Source organism: bacterium endosymbiont of Pedicinus badii, assembly GCF_002075085.1.
GTDB lineage: Bacteria > Pseudomonadota > Gammaproteobacteria > Enterobacterales > Enterobacteriaceae > PRUG.
This window is the reverse complement of record NZ_LKAS01000002.1, coordinates 47,645-68,050: the sequence shown is the minus strand read 5'-3', so window position 1 is coordinate 68,050 and position 20,406 is coordinate 47,645. Positions and strand designations below refer to the sequence as shown.

Genomic DNA, 20,406 nt, shown 5'->3' with positions numbered 1-20,406 from the left:
TTTTTAAAATTTATATTTTTCTTTTACTAATTTAAAAATATCAGTAGATTTTTTTATTTCTTTTTTTAGAAAATATTCTCCACATTGAATAGCATAGTAAAATGATTTTGCAGTACATACAGGATCTAATGAAGTAGCAATAGCAGTATTTACCAAAAATCCATCTATTCCTATTTTCATAGCCTGAATGATATGTTCAGGAGAACCAATTCCAGAATCTACTATTATAGGAACTTCTGTTATTTGCTCTGAAATAATTTTTAAAAAAAATTCAGTTTTTATTCCTTGATTAGAACCAATTGGTGATCCTACTGGCATAACTGCAGAACATCCAACTTCTACCAATTTTTTACATACAACTGGATCTGCAAAACAATAAGGTAAAACTATAAATCCTTCTTTTACAAGAACTTCTGCTGCAATTAATGTTTCTAGAGAATCTGGTAAAAGATATTTTTTTTCTGGATGAATTTCTAATTTTATCCAATTAGTATTCAAAGCTTCTCTTGCTAAATGTGCGGAAAATATTGCTTCTTTTGCATTTTTCGCTCCAGAAGTGTTAGGAAGTATTTTTACTTTCATTTTACTTAAAATTTTTAAAACTGAATCTATTTCTTTTTTACTTATATCTATTCTTTTAATAGAAACAGTTACCATTTCTGATTTGGAAGCTAAAATGGATTCTTGCATAATTTTAGAAGAAGAAAATTTTCCAGTTCCTATAAATAATCTGGAAGAAAATTTAGTATTGGCTATTTTTAACAAATTTATCCTCCTACGATAATCTTAAATATTTCAATTCTATCATTATTCTTTAAAAAATATTTTTTCCATTTTTTTTTTGGAAGAATGTTTCCATTAATAGAAATAGCAATACCAATTAAAGAAAAATTCTCATATTTGAAAAAATCTAGTATGGAGATAGATTTTTCTAAATAAAAATTTTTATCATTCACAATAATTTTCATATTTTTGTACAAAAATTTGGTTAGCAAAATTTACAGTATTTATCCTTAAATATTTTTGCTTTTTTGAATCTCATTTTTCTAATATCAAAAGAAAATAGATAATTTTTTTTTTCTTCTTTAAAGTTTAGTGCTATTTTAATAGCTTCCATTGCTTGTAAAGTACCAGCTAAAGAAGACGAAGAAATAAATATTCCATAATTTTGACAAGTATAATTATTTTTTATCCTAGGAAAAACGCAGGCATAGCAACCATATTTAAAACTTCTAAAAACTAGAATTTGTACTGAATAAAGTATGCAACTTCCAGTAATAAAAACTTTATTGTACTCTATGCAATATCTATTTATTAGATACCTTGTTTTTAAATCATCAGAACAATCTAATACTATATTAGATATTTCGATGCTACTTTTTAATTTTTTTCCAAAAATTTTTTTCGAAAAATAAATATACTCTACATTTGGATTTAAAGAAAAAAGTTGATCTTTAGCAGTCTTGGATTTGGATAATCCAATATCTTTTTCCTTATAGAGAAATTGCCTATTAAGATTACTCTTTTCTACAACATCATAATCTGCTAGTATAATTCTTCCTATACCAACCAAAGATAGCTGCATAGCGCATTGGCAGCCTATTCCTCCTATTCCTATAATTAGTACAGTAGTATCTTTGATTTTCTTTTGTCCAGATATACCAAACTCTTTTAAAATAATTTGTCTGCTGTATCTCAAATATTCTGAGGGACTTAAAAAAATATTTTTAGACATACATCGTAGTGGTTAAAAAAGTAAAGGATATTTATTTCTTAATTCAACAATAGACTTTTTCCATACTGGATTTTCAGTAATAAAACTACTTATAGCAATTGCATTAATTGAACAAGAAAGAACTTTTTTTATATTAGTACTATTTATTCCACCTATTGCAATTATAGGTATACTGCTACTAAATTCTCTTTGAATTTTTTTTACCATTTCCAATCCTATGGGAGGATTTTTCATAATTTTTGTATTTGTATAAAATACGTGTCCTAAAGATATATAGTCAGGGGAAAAACGAACTGCATTTTTAAATTCATCTTTAGAATGTGCAGAAATTCCAAAACAAATATTGTGTTTTTGTATCTTTTTGATATCTATTGATTTTATATCCTCTTGTCCCAAATGAATTCCAAATGCTTGATATTTAATAGCTAATTTCCAATAGTCATTTATAAAAATAAAAGCATTATATTTTTTTCCTAGTATAATTGCTGCTTCTATACTAAAGCATAATTTTTCATAATTAAAGAAATTTTTGATTCTAAATTGTATAAATTTTATGCCAAAATCTAAAACTTTTACCAGCCAAAATAAGGAATCTACTATAGGATATAAGAAAATTTTATTTTTTATAAATTTGCTAAATTTTTTTTTATTATTCATTATTATATTTTAGTATTTTTTAGTATTTTGTACTATTTTATTAAAAATTTTTAGAAAGATAAATTTTTATTTTAAGTTATTTTATTTATTTTTTCTAAAAATTCTGAATTTAAAAAATTTGTACTAATTCTACCATTTTTAAAGTTTTTGTTTCTTAAGATTTTCATTTGTAAATTAATATTAGTTTCTATATTTTCTATTACTAATTCTGATAAAGCATTTTGCATTCTAGCGATTGCTACTTTTCTATTTTCTCCAAAAGAAATTAGTTTTCCAATTAGTGAATCATAAAAAATTGGTACAGAATAGTTTGTATATATATGAGAATCCCATCTTATTCCTAATCCTCCTGGAGCGTGAAATCTGGTTATTTTTCCAGGACTTGGTTGAAAATTATTTGGTTTTTCTGCATTAATTCTGCATTCTATAGAATGTCCAAAAAATCTAATACTATTTTGTTTAAATGACAATTTTTTTCCTGAAGCTATTTTAATTTGTTCTTTTACTAAATCTATTCCAGTAATCATTTCTGTAACAGGATGTTCCACTTGTATTCTTGTATTCATTTCTATAAAAAAGAACTTTTTATCTTGGTACAAAAATTCGAAGGTTCCTAATCCTTTATAGCCGATTTCTACACAAACTGTTTTGCAAAGTTCTGCGATTTCTACTTTTTCACTTTCTTCTATACTTGAAGGAGCTTCTTCTAGAATTTTTTGATGATTTCTTTGTATCGTACATTCTCGATCTCCTAAAAATACTGCATTTCCCTTTCCATCTGAAATAATTTGTATTTCTATATGCTTAGCAGAATCTAAATATTTTTCAATGTATATTGTTCTGTTATTAAAAAATCTCTTCGATTCTTCTTTTACAATTTTTATATATTTTTTTAGATCTTTTTTTGAATGAACTATTTTAATTGCTTTTCCCCCTCCTCCATGAGCAGATTTAATGATTAGACTATATCCAATTTTTTCTGCAATTTTTAGATTTTCTTTTTCATTTTTATTAATCTTAGAAATATTGTTTGGCAAGCAAGGTATGCCAAATTTTTTCATAATTTTAATAGCAGAAATCTTATTTCCCATCATTTTTATAGTTTTTGAATTTGGACCTATAAAAATGAATCCAGATTTTTCTACTTGTTCAGAAAAATTAGAATTTTCTGAAAGAAATCCGTATCCTGGATGTATTGCGTTAGATCTAGTAACTTCAGCAGCAGAAATTATAGCAGGAATATTTAAATAACTATTTTCTGCTCGAGGTGGTCCTATGCATATAGATTCATCTGAAAGAAGAACATGTTTTAATTCTCTATCTATTGTGGAATATACAGAAACAGTTTTAATATTCATTTCTTTACAAGTTCTTAGTATTCTTAACGCAATTTCTCCTCTATTAGCTATAACAATTTTTTTTATCATATAATTATCCTTTATTCGATAATCATTATCGGCTCGTTAAATTCCACTGGTTGTCCTTCAGTAAGAAAAATTTTTTTTACTATTCCTTTTCGATCTGATTCTATATAATTCATAATTTTCATTGCTTCTATAACACATAATATATCACCAACATTGACTTTTTGTCCTATTTTCACATAAGGAGGTTGCCTACTCTCTATATTTCTATGAAATATTCCAACCATTGGAGATCTAATACAATTTTTACTTTCTATAGAATAGTCATAATTATGTTCTTCTATTTTTTCTTTACATTTATGAATTTCATTTTTTTTCGTACTAGTTATGAAATTTGTTTTGTTTTTTGAAAAATCTTGATTACAAATTTTAACTGATTCATTTTTTCCAAATATTTCTAACTTTGATACGCCAAATTTTTTTACCAACTTTATGAGTTTTTCAATTTTTTGAATATTCATGGTAGTTCCAATTTTTTTTATTTTTTTAATAAAAAATATTTTGCTGCTTCAAATGCAAAATAGTATCCTATCTCTCCGAATCCAGATATAGTTCCTACAGCAATGTCAGAAAAAAATGAAAATCTTCTAAACTTTTCATACTTATGTATATTGGAAAAATGAATTTCGAAAAATGGAATTTTAACGGCTAATAGAGCATCTCTTATGGCTATACTAGTATGTGTAAAAGATGCCGGATTTATTAAAATAAAATCTATAGCATTAATAGATCTATGAATTTTTTCTATAATTGCACATTCTGAGTTTGACTGAAAGTGCAAAAAATGAATTTTTGATTTTTTAGAAATTTTTTTTAAATTTTTATTAATTTCTTCAATACTTTTTTCTCCATATTTTTCTTTTTCTCTAATTCCTACTAAATTTATATTAGGTCCATTTATGAGTAAAATTTTTTTTTTCATTTATATGTTTTAGTAAATTTTTATAAATTATGATACAATTGAGTTTTTTAAAATTTAAAAATTTTTAAAAATTTAGAATTCTATAAAATTATACACTATGGCTTTATTTTTTTTAATGATTTATAATTTTTATTATTACAAATAAGAAAAAATTTTCTAATTAGTACAAAATATGAGTTAATTAGAAATGTTTAAGAAAATTAGAGGACTATTTTCTAATGATTTATCCATAGATTTAGGAACTGCAAATACTCTTATTTATGTTAAAGGACAAGGAATTGTTTTAAATGAACCTTCTGTAGTAGCAATTAGATACAATAAATTTGGAAATCCCAAAAATGTTGCTGCTGTAGGTCACGAAGCAAAACAAATGCTTGGAAGAACTCCAGGAAATATTGCAGCCATTAGACCTATGAAAGACGGAGTAATAGCCGATTTTTTCGTTACAGAAAAAATGCTACAACATTTTATTAAAAAAGCACACAGAAACAATTTTATGAAACCAAGTCCTAGAGTTTTAGTATGTGTTCCTGTTGGAGCTACGCAAGTTGAAAGAAGAGCAATTAGAGAATCAGCTGAAGGTGCTGGAGCTAGGGAAGTATTCTTAATAGAAGAACCTATGGCTGCAGCAATAGGAGCTGGTTTACCTGTATCTGAAGCAACTGGATCTATGGTAATAGATGTTGGTGGAGGAACTACAGAAGTAGCTGTAATATCTTTAAATGGAGTTGTATATTCTTCTTCTGTTAGAATAGGAGGCGATCGATTTGATGAATCTATTATAAATTACGTAAGAAGAAATTATGGATCTTTAATAGGAGAAGCAACAGCAGAAAAAGTAAAACATAGTATAGGATCAGCATATCCTACAAATAAGGTACTAGAAATCGAAGTTAGAGGTAGAAATTTAGCAGCTGGAATACCAAAATGCTTTACTTTAAATTCTAAAGAAATACTGGAAGCATTAAAAGAACCTTTATCAGGAATTGTAAGTGCTGTAATGAAAGCATTAGAACAGTGCCCTCCAGAATTAGCTTCTGACATATCAGAAAGAGGAATGGTTTTAACAGGAGGAGGAGCTCTATTAAAAAAATTAGATTCTCTTTTAATGAAAAAAACGGGAATTCCGGTTGTTGTAGCAGAAGATCCCTTAACTTGTGTTGCAAGAGGAGGAGGAAAAGCTTTAGAAATTATTGATGCTTATGGAGGAGATTTTTTTAGTGAAGACTAAATTAAAAAAGGAAAAAAATGTTTACTAAAAAAAATCCTTTTTTAAAATCTAAATTATTTATTCTTATTTTTATCTCTTTTTGTACTATTTTTCTAGATACAAAATTTAATATTTTAAACTCTACGAAATCTTATATAGTAAATTTTATAAATACAGTATACGAATATATATACTATCCAAAAAATTTTTTTATCTTTTCTTTTTCAAAAAACTTTTTAGAAAAATTAATTCAAGAAAAAAAAATATTAGAAGAAAAAATTCTTTTAAAAAATCACGAAATCATGATTTTAAAAAAGTATAAACAAGAAAATATACAATTAAAAAAGTTACTAAATTCTTTTTCAAAAAATAATAGAGTTATGCTTACTAAAGTAATTTTTGTAAATATCAATAAAAACAGTAGTCAAATTAATATAGATAAAGGATACCAAAATCAAGTATACTTAGGACAATCAATAATCAATGAAATGGGAATAGTAGGACAAACTATTTTTGTTAATAAAAATAGTAGTACAGTCCTTCTTGTTTGCGACAAAAATCATGCAATTCCTATAAAAGTTTTGAGAAACAATTTGCATACTATTGGTTTAGGACAAGGTTCAAATTGTCCTATGATATTAGAAAATTTAGACTATGACTTTGATATTCAAAAAGACGATGTTTTAGTAACTTCAGGACTAGGAGGAATTTTTCCAGATGGATATCCAGTTGCAAAAGTAATAGAAATTGTAAAAAATGAAAAAAATTTGCAAAAAACAGTTTTTGCGGAATATTTTATCAAAATAAAAAGTCTAGACTACCTATTGCTCATTTGGAATACAAAAAAGTTTGAAGACTAACATGAAAGTGCTTTATATAAAATGTATCAAAAAAAAAAAATAAATTATTTATCTATATTTTATTCCTTTATTTTAGTTTGTTTTATGCATATTCTTACAAAAAAAGATTTGTATTTTCTACAACCGTATTGGATGCTTTTATTTTTTTTTCATTGGATATTTAAATATCCTGAATTTGCAAAATTGGAATTTAGTTTTATACTTGGAATATTAACAGATTTTTTTTTAGAAAATACATTAGGTTTTCATGCTTTAGCATTTGGAATAGTATCGTTTTTTTTAATAAAAAAATACAATATTTTTAAAAACTTTTCTATTTTTAAACAGTCTTTAATTATTTTTTTTTTTCTATTATAGTCAAAATACTGGTTTTTACTTTAGAATTTTTTGTAAAAAAAAATATTATTTGGGATACGAAAATACTTATTTTTAGAATAAACGATGGAATAATTTGGTATTTAGTATCAAAATTTATTAATAAAATAAAAAAAATTTTTTACTAAAAATAAAGAATTCAATTATCCTTAGGAATAATATGAACAAAAGAAGAATAGAAGAATACTTCTTACTAAGAAATAAGATTAGTAGAATAAATTTAGAAAAAATTTTTGAAATTATAAAAAATAAAAAAATAGAATACACAGATCTGTATTTTCAGTCTAAAAATAAAGAAAGTTGGATTTTAGAAAATAAAATAATTAAAAAAGGAAATTATGTATTTGATGAAGGAGTTGGAATAAGATCATTTTCAGGTGAAAAAACTGGACTTTTTTATACTAATGAAATCAGTTACAAAAATTTAAAAAAGGGAATAGAAATATCTTCTATAGTAGAAGAGAAGAGTACTAAACCTTTTAAAAAAATAGTTCCTTTTTTTGTACAAAAAAATAAGGAAAAATATCTTCCTTTTAATCCTGTTAGATCTATTAAAGAAGAAGAAAAAATAAATTTACTTAATTATATAGATAAATATGCGAGAAAATTAGATAGAAGAGTTACGGAAGTTTTTGCTTCTATAACAACAGAATTTAATAAAATACTTATTATTTCTTCTGAAGGATTAATAACAACAGATTTTAGACCAATGACTTTAATTACAATTAAAGTACAGATTGAAGAAAATGGAAAAATTGAGCAAGGATATTCTGGATTAGGAAGTAGATGCAAATATGATAATTTTATAGAAAATTCTTCTTTTGCTAGAATAAATAAATGGATAGAGAAGTCTGTTCGATCTGCTTTACTTAATTTATTTGCTAAAGAAGCTCCTTCAGGAAATATTCCAGTTGTTTTAGGACCAGGATGGCCAGGAATTCTATTACATGAAGCAGTAGGACATGGATTAGAGGGAGATTTTAATAGAAAAAAAAGTTCAATTTTTTCAGATAAATTAGGAAAATTAGTTGCTTCTGAAATTTGCACAGTAGTAGATAATGGAACAATTTTTGGAAATAGAGGTTCTTTAACTATAGATGATGAAGGAACTCCATCTCAGTACAATATTTTAATACAAAATGGAGTACTAAAAAAATACATGCAAGATAAGCTAAATGCAAAATTGATGAATACTGTTTCAACAGGAAATGGAAGAAGAGAATCTTACGCACATATTCCAATTCCTAGAATGACCAATACCTATATACTTCCTGGAAATTTCAGTCCAAAAGAAATAATTGAAACTATCGAATTTGGAATATATGCTACTAATTTTTCTGGAGGACAGGTTGATATTTCTTCAGGAAATTTTGTTTTTTCTACTTCTGATACATTTCTAATACAAAAAGGAAAAATTAAACATCCTATTAAAAAAGTAACACTTATTGGAACGGGAATAGAAGTTATGAAAAAGATTTCTATGATAGGAAATGATCTTTGCTTAGATTCTGGTTTAGGAAATTGCGGAAAAGAAGGACAAATTATTCCAGTTAACGTGGGACAGCCAACTTTAAAAATAGATAGTATTACTGTTGGTGGAACAAAATCAATTAATTGATAAGATTATTTTTAGTAAAACAACTAAAATGCATAAAGAAAATAGAATTATTACAGAAGAAGATTTTTTAAAAAAGAAAAAAAAAGTTAAATCTTGTGTTCAATATATTTTAGAAAAATCTAAAAAGTACGCTCAATTTGTAGAAATATATTCAAAAATTAAAATTGGATGTACAATTTCAATAAGATTTAAAGAAATAGAAAATATTGAATTTCATAATAGAAACTACATAAAAATTTCTATATATCCAAATATTAGGAAAAAAGGAACAACAGTCATAAGAAATTTAGATGAAGCTGCTATATTTAAATCTATAAAACAAGCATATCAAATTTCTAAGTATACTTCTAAAGATGATTCCTTTTATCCTACAGAAAAACAATTACTTATTCCTTTATCCAAAAATTTAGATATTTTTCATCCAAAAAATATAAAAATTTCTGGTATTTTAGAAATTTTAAAAAAAATAGAAAACTCAATTTTTTCATTTGATAAAAAAATTTTTTCTACAGAAGGAATACAATTTAGTTGTTTTTTTTCAAACACTGGTTTTGCGAACTACGAAATTGAAAAAAACTATGATAGTAGTTTATATACCTATTCTTGTAGTGCAATTGCAAAATACAAAAATAGTATGGAGTTTTCTAATCAATATAGCATAAATAGAAAATTTGCAAATCTATTAAATCCTTATGAATTAGGAAAAAAATGTGCACAGAAAGCAGTAAATAAATTAAATCCTATAAAAATTTGCACTAGAAAAACTCCAATTATTTTTTTTTCTGAGATATCAAGTGAGTTGTTTAGAATTTTATATTTATCTATTCATGGAAGAAATGTGTATAAAAAATCTAGTTTTTTATATAAAAGTCTAGAAAAAAAAATTTTTCCAAATTGGATGAATATTGTTGAATTACCTCATATTAAAAATGGAATTTTTTCTTTTCCTTTCGACTCAGAAGGAGTATCTACAAAAACTATAAAAATTGTCCATAAAGGAATACTAAAGAATTGGTTGTTAGATAATTATAGTGCAAGAAAAATGCATTTAAAAAGTAATGCGCACCACAATTCTGTATATAATTGGAAAGTTTTTAGTAAAAATATTAGTTTTTCAGAAATACTAAAGAAAATGTATAATGGTATACTAATTACAGAAATTATGGGGGATGGAGAAAATATAACTACAGGAGACTATTCTAAAGGATGTTCAGGATTTTTGATTGAAAAAGGAAGTATTAAAAATCCAATTAAAGAAATAGCTATATCAGGAAATTTAAAAAATATGTTTCAAAATATAGTTTGTATCAGCAATGACATTAATTATGAAAACGAAATTCAATGTGGTTCCGTATTAATTTCTGAAATGCAAGTTTCTGGAATATAAGAACTTTAAAAAACTATACTATTTTTATAGTAATTATACAATAAGCTTACTTTATAGAGATAATTTCTAGATTGTGTAGAAGGATGTTTTTCGTATAGAATGCTGTATATTTCATTTTCTTCTAAATTGTTGATAATAGATATTGATTGTTCCATATTATTAGAAAAAATTCTTAAAACTTTATTTACTCCACTATTGTACGAACAAATTATTAAATATTGTAAAGATTTTTTATTTTTTACTCTGTAAAGATATTTATTTTGTAGTATACTTAAATAAGAAACTCCTATTTCTATATTATTGCTAGGATTTAAAAGTTGTTTTTTACTAGGAAATCCATTTTTTCCCTTTTGTATAAATACTTCTCTTCCAGCGCTTTTTTGTATAATTTGCATTAGTCCAATTGCTTGTGATGCACTAATAGCATTTGGATTAAATTTCGATTCTATTTGTATCATTGCCAACACTAAATAAGGATCTATACTATATTTTTTAGAAATCTTTTTTACTATTTTCATATAATTTTCCATTTTTTCATTTATGTATAAAAGTTTTATTTTCACATTTATGTACCAAACTTTTATGTCTGATTTTCTCATACTAATTTTTCTATCCAAAAATTGATCTGCAATTTTTTCAATAAAATACTGTGATTGTATAAAATTATTGAAATTATTTTGATTTTTATTAAGAAATACAATTTTTTTTTCGAATTGATATTTCATTTCTTTTTCTGTAAAAATATCAAAATACTCTACTTTTTTTTTCAATATAGAATCTATTAATCCTTTTTTTAAATATTCTCTATACTTATTTTTATGTATGGTTTCTATAAATAACTTTTTAGATTTTAAATCTATATAAATTCTAGTATAAGGATTTAGATATCTAACAAAAAATTTAGACTTTGCTCTTATAAGTTCTTTTTTCCCCCACTTATTCTTTATTTCTTCTGAAATAGTAAGATTTTTTAAAAATTTGAATAAGTATCCTTTATTCTGTAATGAACAAGAAAAGAAAATTTGTACTAGAATAAAGAAAATAATTCCTATTTTCATAAAAATTTCTATTTAAAATTTTTTTTAAATAAAAAAGCAATCATTTTTTTTTCTACTAATTTTCTATCTTGCAAAGTTTTCATATCTAATTTATGTTCATTAATTAGTATTGTTTGTTTTTTTATCCATAAATTCCAAGCTTTTTGAGAAATATGCTTATAAATTTTTTTTCCTAATTTTCCCGGATAATTAATATACTGTAAACCTTCCAAAAATTCTTTAAAAAATACACAAAAAATTTTTCTCTTCATATTTATTTTTTTTAATATTTGAAATTATTTTAGATACTATAGAAGAAATACCTATGAGTTCATTTTCGTAAATATCATACCAGATTCCTTTTTTATCATTAATAAATTTTTTATATTTTTTATTTTTCTTGAGAACAATAAGAGAGAACTTTATCTTCTTGTTACTTATTCTTTTTGAAAAAGAATCTAATATAACAAAGTATTTTTCTATTTCTTTAGTACCTTTTATTTCTGGGAAATTAAATAAACCTGCATAAATTTCATTTTCCGAATTTCTTTGCAACCATACTTTTTGATTTTTTTTTAAAATTAGTAAATATATTCTTTTTTTTTTAATTTTTTTTTTACGATTTAATATAGTGCTAAAAATTTTTTTTTTATTAGAAGAACAACTTTGATTTAATGGACAATAGAAACATTTCGGTTTTTTAATACAAAGTTCAGATCCTATATCCATCATAGCTTGATTAAAATGATGAGATTCGTATTTTGGAAGATTCATTTGTGCTTTATGCCAAAAAAAATCTTCCATTTTTTTTTTGTTTGTGAATTTTGTACAATCGTAAAATCTATACAGTACCTTTTTGACATTTGCATCTAGAATAGGATAGTGCTTCTGAAAGGCAAAAGACAGTATTGCATGAGCTGTTGATTTACCAATACCAGGAAGCTCTATTAATTCAGAAAATTTTTTAGGAAACACTCCCAAATATTTTTTTTGTATTATTTTGGAAGAAGCATGTATATTTTTTGCTCTTTTATAGTATCCTAAACCACTCCACAAAAAAAATACTTCATCAATAGAAGATTGAGATAATTTTTTAATATTTGGAAAAAAAGAAATAAATCTTTTAAAATAAGGAATTACTGTTTTTACTCTAGTTTGTTGCAACATTATTTCAGAAATCCAAATTTTGTAAGGATTTTTTGTTTTCTTCCATGGCAAATTTTTTCTTCCAAATTTTTTGTACCAATATAAAACACCTGATTGAATTTTTTTCATAAATTGGTTATTAGAATGAAAAGTTTATTTAAAAAAATACAAAAATTTCAAGAAGATTTTATTTTTAAAAAAACTATTAAAAATTCTTCTATTAGAAGAAGAAAAATAACAAATATGCAAAGAAAATATATTTGTGAACAATGGAACAAAAATTTAGTACAATTCAAAAAAAAATATATCAAATCTCTAATTTTTTTTCAAAAAAATTCAGTTATTTTAGAAATAGGATTTGGTAATGGAATTTTTATAACGCAATTAGCAAAAAAATTTCCTAAAAAATTCTTTTTAGGAATTGAAGTATACCTTCCTGGAATCGCACGATGCTTACAGATAATAGAAGAAATGAAAATTACAAATTTAAAAATTATATATTTTGATGCATACTCAATTCTACAGTATATGATACCTGATAATTCTATTGAAGAAATATTTGTTTTTTTTCCCGATCCTTGGAATAAAAATAAACATAAAAAAAGAAGAATGCTTAAAAAAAATTTTTTAGAAAAAATATTTAAAAAATTAAAGTATTTTGGAAAATTTAGAATGGTTAGCGATAGTGTTTCTTATATAAAAGAAGTGAAAAATATATTAAAAAAAAGTTCCTATTTTCATAAAATACAAAATAAAACAAGAGTAGTAAAGTATTTAAATACAAAATATTTTTTTAAAAAATCTCAAAATTCAAAAATACTAGAATTATCTTATAAAAAACTATACTAAAAATAATTCTAGTAAATTATCTAAAAAATTTTTTCCCATTTTAGTTACTTTCCAAAATTTATTTTTTTCAATAAGATACTTTTTTTTTATTGATTTAGTAATACATGGTTTTAATTTTTTAGGATTTATTCCAGTCTTATCGAAAAATTCTTGTTTTTGAATAAGACTATTTATTCTAAATTTATTCATAAAAAACTCTATTATTATATCTTTTTCTTGTAGAGTAATTATTTTTTTTATGAAGTTATTTTTCATATATTTGTTCAATACTTTATTTTTTTCCGTTCTATAAATTTTTTTATTTTTTGTAATTTTTCCATGTGCACCACATCCTATTCCTATATAATCTCCAAAATTCCAATAATTTAAATTATGTAAGCATTGATTTTGAGTATTTTTTGCATAAGAAGAAATTTCGTATTTTTTATAACCATTTTCTTCTAAAAATTTTTCTCCAACATTAGATATTTCAATTGCTGTATCTTCTGAAATGTTCTTTTTCTTCATAGTGTTTTCGCTTACGGTAAATCTATACCAAGATATGTGATTTGTTTGTAAAGAAATAGAATTTTTTAGATCTTCTATAGCTAAATTTAAATTTTGATTTGGGAGAGCATACATAATATCTAAATTAATATTTTTAAAACCGCAATCTTTAATTATCTTTAAAAAATTATTTATCATATGAAAATTATAACTTCTATCAATGAGATTCAATTGATTTTTGTAGGTAGATTGCATTCCAAAAGATATTCTATTGATTCCAGAAGACAAATATGAATAAATTTTTTTGTAGTTTACGTCTTTTGGATGTATTTCTATAGTAATTTCTGCATTTTTTTGTATTTCTATTCTTTTAGATATTTCATGCATTAAAAATTTTATCAATTTTTCAGATACGAGACTTGGAGTTCCTCCTCCAATAAATACAGTTCGTATTCTACTTTTTTTTAAATTAAAAAGAAGTATATCTTGTTCTAAATCTTTTAAAAGATTTTTTATATAAATTTTATGTAAAAAAGAATTTTGAAGCTTATAAGTATGCAAATCACAATAGTAGCATCTTTTCCTGCACCAAGGTATGTGTATGTACAAACTAATTGATTTTGAATTATTCAAATATGCCACTCCCTATCCTTATAAGATTGCTTCCAGAAATAATAGCAGATTGCATATCTTGAGTAGTACCCATAGAAAGTACACTAATCTGTGGATGTACTTTTTTTAATTTATCAAATATTTCTTTAGCATATAAAAATTTTTTTATTTGTTTCGTAAAAGATTTCTCTATTTTTGGCATCACCATAATTCCGGAAAAATCTAAATTTTTAAATTTTTTTATATAATTAGCTAAAAGAAACGCATTTTCTTCAGAAACTCCAAAATTATTTTCTCTTTTATCTACATTTAATTGTATCAATACTTTAATTGGTTTCATACTATTCGGTCTTTGTTTTTCTATTCTATCAGCTATTTTAAAACTATTTAAACTATGGTACCAATCAAAATTTTTGGCTACATAAGAACTTTTATTTGATTGCAAATTTCCTATAAAATGCCAAGAAATTTTTTTTTCTTTTTTGAAAAAATTGATCTTTTTTATTGACTCTTGCACATAATTTTCTCCAAAATTAAAATTTTTGCAATTAAGTACAGATTGCATTTCCTCTAAAGATCTACCTTTTGTAACTACTAAAATAGTAATTTTTTTACTACTTAAAAAATTTTTTTTAGATATTTCTTTTATTCTACGTTTTAAAGAAAAAAAATTTTTTTTAATTTTACTTTTTTGTGTATTCATATAAAATTAGATTCATTAAACCAACTTTCTAGTATAACAACTGCAGAATAGGAATTAATATAGTGTTTGTTAAAATATTTTTTCTTACGCATATTTAATATGTTTCTTTTAGCTTCTACGGTAGTTAGTCTTTCATCTTGCAAGAAAACTTTTTTCTTATATTTTTTTTGTATTTTTTTTGCAAAATTTTTTGAAAGAATAGAAATATTTTGTAGTTTTCCATATATATCTATTGGGTATCCTACAACTATGTAGTATGGATTCCATTCTTCAAGAACTTTAGAAATTTTATTCCAATCTGGATTTCCTAAAACACATCGAATACAATCTATAGGAGAAGCAGTTTGAGTAATAAATTGTCCTACAGCTACTCCTATATTCTTAATTCCGTAATCAAAGCAAATAACGTTTTTTTTTATTTTTTTTCATACTGGATTTTTTTTTTATTTTTTCTTCTAGTATATCAAAAAAAATTTTTTTTATAGAAATTGAAGATTCTCTTTCTATTTGTTGCATACATGTAGGACTAGTTATGTTTATTTCTGTTAAGTACTTTCCTATCACATCTAATCCTGCAAAAAAAATTTCTTTTTTTTTTAGAATCTGGCCTATGGATTTAGAAATTTCCCAATCTTGATCAGAAAGTAATTCCACTTTTCCAGTTCCACCTGCAGAAAGATTGCTTCGAATTTCCCCGTATTTAGGAAATCTGCAAAAACAATAAGGTATAGGTTCTCCATCAACTAAAAAAATTCTTTTATCTCCCAATTTTCTTATTTCTGGCAAAAACTTTTGTGCTATACAAAAATTTTTTCCATTTTTTGTAATACTTTCATAAATAACAGAAAAATTTGGATCTTGTTTTTTGACATAAAAAACACAATGACCACCAAAAAATCCAGTAGGTTTTAAAATGACTTCTTTGTGAAATTCTAAAAATTCTTTTATAATTTTATAATCGCAACTAATGATAGTTTCTGGAGAATATTTTCTAAATATATTAGAAGAAATTTTTTCATTAAAATTTCTTAAAATTTTTGGTTTATTGATAATTAATGTTCCTTGATTTTCTGCATACTCTAATATATAAGTTGCATTTAGAAAATTTTCATTTACTGGAGGATCTTTCCTCATTAGAATAATATCTAAATTTTGCAATTCTATATCTTCATGATTCTGAAAGAAACACCATTTTTTTTCTTTATTTTTTATAGATAAAATTCTTACTTTAGATTTAGCGATATTATTTTTTAGATAAAGATCACTAATTTCCATATAAAATATTTTATATTTTCTTTTTTGAGCTTCTAAAAGCATTGCATACGTAGTATCTTTAAAAATATTAATTTTATTGATACTATCCATTACAACTCCAATATTTATTGTATCCATGGTTTTATAAAGTTTATTTTATTTTTATTTTTCTTACAGGATTCACTAATATACTTATTTATTCTTCCTTGTACTTTATATATTTTTATGTTTCTTAAACATTCCCAATCTTTTGCAGGGTACAAATTATTCCAATTACGATAAATTTCCATATCTTCATCTGAAATTTTTATTTCATACATACTATTCATGTACATATAAGTTCTTGCTACTATTCCTTTACTTTCTTGAAAAGGTTCTATAATTTTTTTATGAAAATCTATCTTGATTTTGCAAGATCCATATTGAAAATCAGTATAATTTTCTAATTCTCCATATCGATAGTTTCTTCTATCTCCGTTTATTTCTCCAATTACAGGCTGTAAATTATGCAGGTCATTTTTCGCTTGCTGAAATTTTTTATTTTTTGAACAAATCTCTTTTTTTTCTTTTCTACAGTATTTTTCTTTAATTACCGAAACTGGAACGATATGTTCCCATTCTATTCTATTAGCGCGAACTTTGTTTTTTCTTATTTTATAAGAGCAAGAACTTAGATCTGGAATTAATTTATTAGAATTTTGGTATATTATTTTACAAGAACAATAAAAAGTTTTTGGATTCTCATAATGTATACTTTTAGCAATTTTTTTAGTAATTAGGAAATTTTTTGAAAAAATAGAAAAAGAATAAAATAAAGAAAAAAGTAGTATAATTTTTTTAATTTTTTTTGTATGTTTCATAGTATTTATAAAATTTCTAATAATTTTTTACTGATTTTTTAAGTAAATCAGCTTTATCAGTTTTTTCCCAAGAAAATTCTTTTCTTCCAAAATGTCCATATACAGAAGTTTTTTTATAAATTGGTTTTAAAAGATCCAGCATTTTTATTAAACCATACGGTCTAAGATCAAAAAGTTCAATTACTAATTTAGAAAGAGTACTATTTGGTATTTTTTCTGTTCCAAAACCGTCTATTGTTATTGCTGTAGGTTCTGGTACTCCTATAGCATAGGAAATTTGTATTTCGCATTTATCTGCAAGGCCTGCAGCTACTATATTTTTTGCTATATATCTTGCTCCATATGCAGCAGAACGATCTACCTTAGAAGGGTCTTTTCCAGAAAATGCTCCTCCTCCATGTCTCGCCATTCCTCCGTATGTATCTACAATTATTTTTCTTCCTGTAAGTCCGCAATCTCCTATAGGTCCTCCAATAACAAATCTTCCAGTAGGATTAATAAAATATTTTGTATACTTCGAAAGCCATTTATTAGGTAAAACTGGTTTGATAATTTCTTCCATAACTGCTTCTCTAATTTCTGTAATCTTAATATCTTTCTCATGTTGAGTAGATAATACTACTGAATCTATTCCAATTATTTTTCCGTCTTTATATACAAATGTAATTTGACTTTTTGCGTCTGGTTTTAGCCATGGAATTATTTTTTTTTTTCTAGTGTACGACTGTCTTTTCATTAGCAAATTGGCATATGTGATAGGAGCTGGCATAAGAAATTCTGTTTCATTAGTTGCGTATCCAAAAACTATCCCTTGATCTCCAGCTCCTTGTTGAAAAGGGTTTTTATTTTTTATTCCTCTTGCAATATCTTTAGATTGTTTTCCTAAAAAATTGAGTATAGCACAAGAATTAGAATTAAAATCTGAATCTATATGAAAATCTTGAATTTCATCAATTGTTTTTTTTACTAAATCTTCTATGTTAATAGAAGCAGTAGTATCTACTTCTCCTCCAACTAAAATCATATTAGTTTTAATATAAGTTTCACAAGCAACCTTTGCAAAAGAATCTTGAGATAAAATAGCATCTAGTATAGTGTCAGAAATTTGATCAGCAATTTTATCGGGATGACCTTCTGAAACAGATTCAGAGGTAAATAATTTATGAGACATTTGTTTTTCCTAATTAATTTTTCAATGTTTTATTTATTAATTTATTGTTAATATATATTAAAATATAACATCTATTTTTTTGTAAAATTTAGTAAAATAAAAAAATTTATAATTTATTTCATAATTCTTATATTTATAAAATAAGCAATTTTAAGAAAAATTTTTTATTTATACAATAATTCTTTAAAAATACATTTTACATAAAATTCATGAAAATTAGAAAAATAAAGGTTTCTAAAAATATGTATAATATCAAAAATTGGGGCGAAAGATACTATCAGATTAGCAAATTTGGAAGTATTCTTGTTTATCCTAATCCTAATAATACGGAAAATTTTATTGATTTGTTTGAATTAACAAAAAATACTAAAATTAGTAATAAAAAATATCCTTATACAGTATCTTTCCCTCAAATTTTAAAAAATAGAGTCAAATTAATAAATTATTGTTTTAAAAGAGCAAAAAAAAAGTACAATTTTTTCGGAAAATATATATTTGTCTATCCAATCAAAGTTAATCAAAATCATTACGTAATAAAGAGTATCTTATCCACTAAATATACTGTTGGATTAGAATGTGGATCAAAAGCTGAATTAATGGCAATATATTCTTTTGCAATTAGTAAAAAAACAATAATTATATGTAATGGAAATAAAGATACCGAATATATTAAATTAGCTTTAATTGGAAAAAAAATTAAATACAAAGTATATATAGTAATTGAAAAAATTCAAGAAATTAAACTAATATTACAGTCTATAAATGATATTTCTTTATTTCCTCATATAGGAATTAGAGTAAAGTTGCTAGAAGAAAAAAAATACAATAAAGAAGAAAAAAATAGTTTTTATAATAAATACAAATTTGGACTTTCTATAAGAGATATTGTTAAAATAGTTAGGTTTTTAAGAAGAAATAAAATACTTAAAAAATTAGACTTTTTGCATTTTCATATTGGTTCGCAAATATTCGATATAAAATATATAAGAAAAAGTATAAAAGAATGCGTAAAATTTTTTATAGAGATTTCTAAACTTGGAATAGAAGTACATTATATAGATGTTGGAGGAGGCATAGCAGTAGATTATTCTGGAATAAGGAATCATCAAAGTAGCAAAAATTACGAAATGCAAGAGTATGCTAATTGTATAGTGAAATACATTAAAAATGCTTGTCAAGAAAATCGATTATTATTTCCAACAATTATTACTGAATCTGGAAGAACTATTACAGCTCATCATAAAGTTTTAATATCTAAAGTAACTTTTACAGAAAGAAGTAGATATAAAAAAATACTTAGTATTAATAAACAATCAAAAATTATTAAGCTATTTTGGAAAAAGAAAAAAAATTTAATTCAATCGATTAAGACAGAAAAAAAATTAATGGATGGGATAGATGAAATAGAAAAATGGTTTCAAAAACTACAAAAGAAATACAAAAATGAAAAAATTGACATCTTTACCATGAACTTAGTAGATCAAATATACAAAAATTTTTTCCATTCTATCTTTAAGATTTTTGAAAAAATGCATATTAAAAATAGAAAAATACAAGAAAAAATTGAAAAAGAAATAGCTGAAAAAATGCATGTAAATTTTTCTATTTTTCAATCTTTACCAGATATTTGGGGTATAAAACAAATTTTTCCAATTCTTCCAATACATGGATTAAATGAAAAACTTTCTAATAGATCAATTTTGGTAGATAATACTTGTGATTCTGATGGTATAATCAAAAAATACGTAGGAAATGGAAATATTAAAAAAACTTTACTTATGTATGACTATAATATTAATAATCCACCTGTAATAGGATTTTTTATGATAGGTGCATACCAAGATATTTTAGGAAATTTTCATAATTTATTTGGAAAAACTAAAAATTTTATAGTTAAAATTAGTAGAAGAAAAAAACTAAAAATTAAACAAATATCTTCAAATGATAAAATTTCGGATATGCTAAATTTTACAAATATAAACTACAAAAACTTTATAAATAATCTTGAAAATAAAAAAAATAAGAATGATCTAGAAGAAAAAAATAAAATCATTCGATACATAAAATCTTTTTTAAAAAAAAGTACATATTTAGAATAAA

Annotated in this window: 23 protein-coding genes; 7 read left to right on the top strand and 16 right to left on the bottom strand. The window is 23.8% G+C overall.

Annotation, left to right across the window (positions count from 1 at the left end; genetic code table 11):
* Positions 1–3 precede the first annotated feature (3 nt).
* The 7 genes from AOQ89_RS01620 to aroQ form a co-directional block, all read right to left on the bottom strand.
* The gene (locus tag AOQ89_RS01620; protein WP_080872774.1) at positions 4–765 is read right to left on the bottom strand and encodes a thiazole synthase; all 762 of its coding nucleotides are present in this window, start codon (positions 763–765) and stop codon (positions 4–6) included.
* A 2-nt stretch (positions 766–767) separates the two neighbouring features.
* Positions 768–968 carry a sulfur carrier protein ThiS gene (thiS, locus tag AOQ89_RS01615; protein WP_195909762.1) on the bottom strand — a complete coding sequence of 67 codons (201 nt, stop codon included), beginning with the start codon at positions 966–968 and terminating at the stop codon, positions 768–770.
* Positions 969–988: 20 nt separating this feature from the next.
* Entirely contained in the window at positions 989–1,699 is a 711-nt protein-coding gene (locus AOQ89_RS01610; protein WP_195909761.1) for a HesA/MoeB/ThiF family protein, read from the bottom strand.
* 48 nt (positions 1,700–1,747) lie between these two features.
* Positions 1,748–2,392 carry a thiamine phosphate synthase gene (locus AOQ89_RS01605; RefSeq protein WP_080872767.1) on the bottom strand — a complete coding sequence of 215 codons (645 nt, stop codon included), beginning with the start codon at positions 2,390–2,392 and terminating at the stop codon, positions 1,748–1,750.
* Positions 2,393–2,463: 71 nt separating this feature from the next.
* Complete coding sequence (gene accC / locus AOQ89_RS01600) at positions 2,464–3,819, bottom strand: acetyl-CoA carboxylase biotin carboxylase subunit (protein ID WP_080872766.1); 1,356 nt, start codon at positions 3,817–3,819, stop codon at positions 2,464–2,466.
* An 11-nt stretch (positions 3,820–3,830) separates the two neighbouring features.
* On the bottom strand, positions 3,831–4,277 hold the full coding sequence (locus AOQ89_RS01595; protein ID WP_080872764.1) for an acetyl-CoA carboxylase biotin carboxyl carrier protein: 447 nt from the start codon (positions 4,275–4,277) through the stop codon (positions 3,831–3,833).
* A gap of 17 nt (positions 4,278–4,294) precedes the next feature.
* On the bottom strand, positions 4,295–4,738 hold the full coding sequence (gene aroQ, locus AOQ89_RS01590; protein WP_080872761.1) for a type II 3-dehydroquinate dehydratase: 444 nt from the start codon (positions 4,736–4,738) through the stop codon (positions 4,295–4,297).
* Positions 4,739–4,925: 187 nt separating this feature from the next.
* On the opposite strand from aroQ, the gene AOQ89_RS01585 reads away from it, so the two are divergent.
* The 5 genes from AOQ89_RS01585 to AOQ89_RS01565 all read left to right on the top strand — a co-directional run bounded on the left by AOQ89_RS01585 (position 4,926) and on the right by AOQ89_RS01565 (position 10,188).
* On the top strand, positions 4,926–5,969 hold the full coding sequence (locus AOQ89_RS01585) for a rod shape-determining protein (RefSeq protein WP_080872758.1): 1,044 nt from the start codon (positions 4,926–4,928) through the stop codon (positions 5,967–5,969).
* Between the two features lie 17 nt (positions 5,970–5,986).
* A complete protein-coding gene (gene mreC / locus AOQ89_RS01580) occupies positions 5,987–6,808 on the top strand; it encodes a rod shape-determining protein MreC (protein WP_080872756.1) in 822 nt (273 codons plus the stop codon).
* Positions 6,809–6,829: 21 nt separating this feature from the next.
* Positions 6,830–7,165, top strand: a complete 336-nt coding sequence (gene mreD, locus AOQ89_RS01575) for a rod shape-determining protein MreD (RefSeq protein ID WP_080872754.1) — start codon at positions 6,830–6,832, stop codon at positions 7,163–7,165.
* Positions 7,166–7,343: 178 nt separating this feature from the next.
* Entirely contained in the window at positions 7,344–8,801 is a 1,458-nt protein-coding gene (gene tldD, locus AOQ89_RS01570) for a metalloprotease TldD (RefSeq protein ID WP_080872752.1), read from the top strand.
* A 28-nt stretch (positions 8,802–8,829) separates the two neighbouring features.
* The gene (locus AOQ89_RS01565; RefSeq protein WP_143715377.1) at positions 8,830–10,188 is read left to right on the top strand and encodes a metallopeptidase TldD-related protein; all 1,359 of its coding nucleotides are present in this window, start codon (positions 8,830–8,832) and stop codon (positions 10,186–10,188) included.
* A gap of 5 nt (positions 10,189–10,193) precedes the next feature.
* Here the strand turns inward: AOQ89_RS01565 and AOQ89_RS01560 are convergent, their stop codons facing one another.
* Genes AOQ89_RS01560 through mutY form a run of 3 tightly spaced genes read right to left on the bottom strand, consistent with a single transcriptional unit; the run spans position 10,194 to position 12,500 of the window.
* Positions 10,194–11,246 (bottom strand): murein transglycosylase domain-containing protein, encoded by a 1,053-nt coding sequence (locus AOQ89_RS01560; protein ID WP_080872745.1) that lies wholly within the window; start codon positions 11,244–11,246, stop codon positions 10,194–10,196.
* An 8-nt stretch (positions 11,247–11,254) separates the two neighbouring features.
* Positions 11,255–11,497, bottom strand: a complete 243-nt coding sequence (locus AOQ89_RS01555; protein WP_080872741.1) for an oxidative damage protection protein — start codon at positions 11,495–11,497, stop codon at positions 11,255–11,257.
* On the bottom strand, positions 11,466–12,500 hold the full coding sequence (mutY, locus tag AOQ89_RS01550) for an A/G-specific adenine glycosylase (RefSeq protein WP_080872737.1): 1,035 nt from the start codon (positions 12,498–12,500) through the stop codon (positions 11,466–11,468). Before mutY ends, AOQ89_RS01555 begins: the two co-directional genes overlap by 32 nt.
* Before the next feature lie 15 nt (positions 12,501–12,515).
* Between mutY and trmB the strand changes: the two genes are divergently transcribed.
* A complete protein-coding gene (gene trmB / locus AOQ89_RS01545) occupies positions 12,516–13,220 on the top strand; it encodes a tRNA (guanosine(46)-N7)-methyltransferase TrmB (protein ID WP_143715376.1) in 705 nt (234 codons plus the stop codon).
* On the opposite strand, the gene hemW is transcribed toward trmB, so the two are convergent.
* From hemW to metK, 6 genes are read right to left on the bottom strand one after another with little or no spacing between them, the layout of a single operon-like run.
* Complete coding sequence (hemW, locus tag AOQ89_RS01540; protein WP_243469329.1) at positions 13,212–14,348, bottom strand: radical SAM family heme chaperone HemW; 1,137 nt, start codon at positions 14,346–14,348, stop codon at positions 13,212–13,214. The two genes, trmB and hemW, sit on opposite strands and share 9 nt — an antisense overlap.
* Positions 14,332–15,021, bottom strand: a complete 690-nt coding sequence (locus tag AOQ89_RS01535; protein ID WP_080872726.1) for a YggS family pyridoxal phosphate-dependent enzyme — start codon at positions 15,019–15,021, stop codon at positions 14,332–14,334. Before AOQ89_RS01535 ends, hemW begins: the two co-directional genes overlap by 17 nt.
* Positions 15,018–15,374 (bottom strand): Holliday junction resolvase RuvX, encoded by a 357-nt coding sequence (gene ruvX / locus AOQ89_RS03100; RefSeq protein ID WP_425356351.1) that lies wholly within the window; start codon positions 15,372–15,374, stop codon positions 15,018–15,020. Before ruvX ends, AOQ89_RS01535 begins: the two co-directional genes overlap by 4 nt.
* A 40-nt stretch (positions 15,375–15,414) precedes the next feature.
* On the bottom strand, positions 15,415–16,413 hold the full coding sequence (gene gshB / locus AOQ89_RS01525) for a glutathione synthase (protein WP_080872719.1): 999 nt from the start codon (positions 16,411–16,413) through the stop codon (positions 15,415–15,417).
* The gene (locus AOQ89_RS01520; RefSeq protein WP_080872715.1) at positions 16,401–17,135 is read right to left on the bottom strand and encodes an endonuclease; all 735 of its coding nucleotides are present in this window, start codon (positions 17,133–17,135) and stop codon (positions 16,401–16,403) included. The genes gshB and AOQ89_RS01520 overlap by 13 nt, the downstream gene beginning before the upstream one ends.
* Positions 17,136–17,151: 16 nt before the next feature.
* Positions 17,152–18,306, bottom strand: a complete 1,155-nt coding sequence (gene metK, locus AOQ89_RS01515; RefSeq protein WP_080872710.1) for a methionine adenosyltransferase — start codon at positions 18,304–18,306, stop codon at positions 17,152–17,154.
* Between the two features lie 209 nt (positions 18,307–18,515).
* Between metK and speA the strand changes: the two genes are divergently transcribed.
* Positions 18,516–20,405: a biosynthetic arginine decarboxylase gene (speA, locus tag AOQ89_RS01510; protein ID WP_080872706.1), complete on the top strand. Its 1,890-nt coding sequence runs from the start codon at positions 18,516–18,518 to the stop codon at positions 20,403–20,405.
* Position 20,406: the final 1 nt, after the last annotated feature.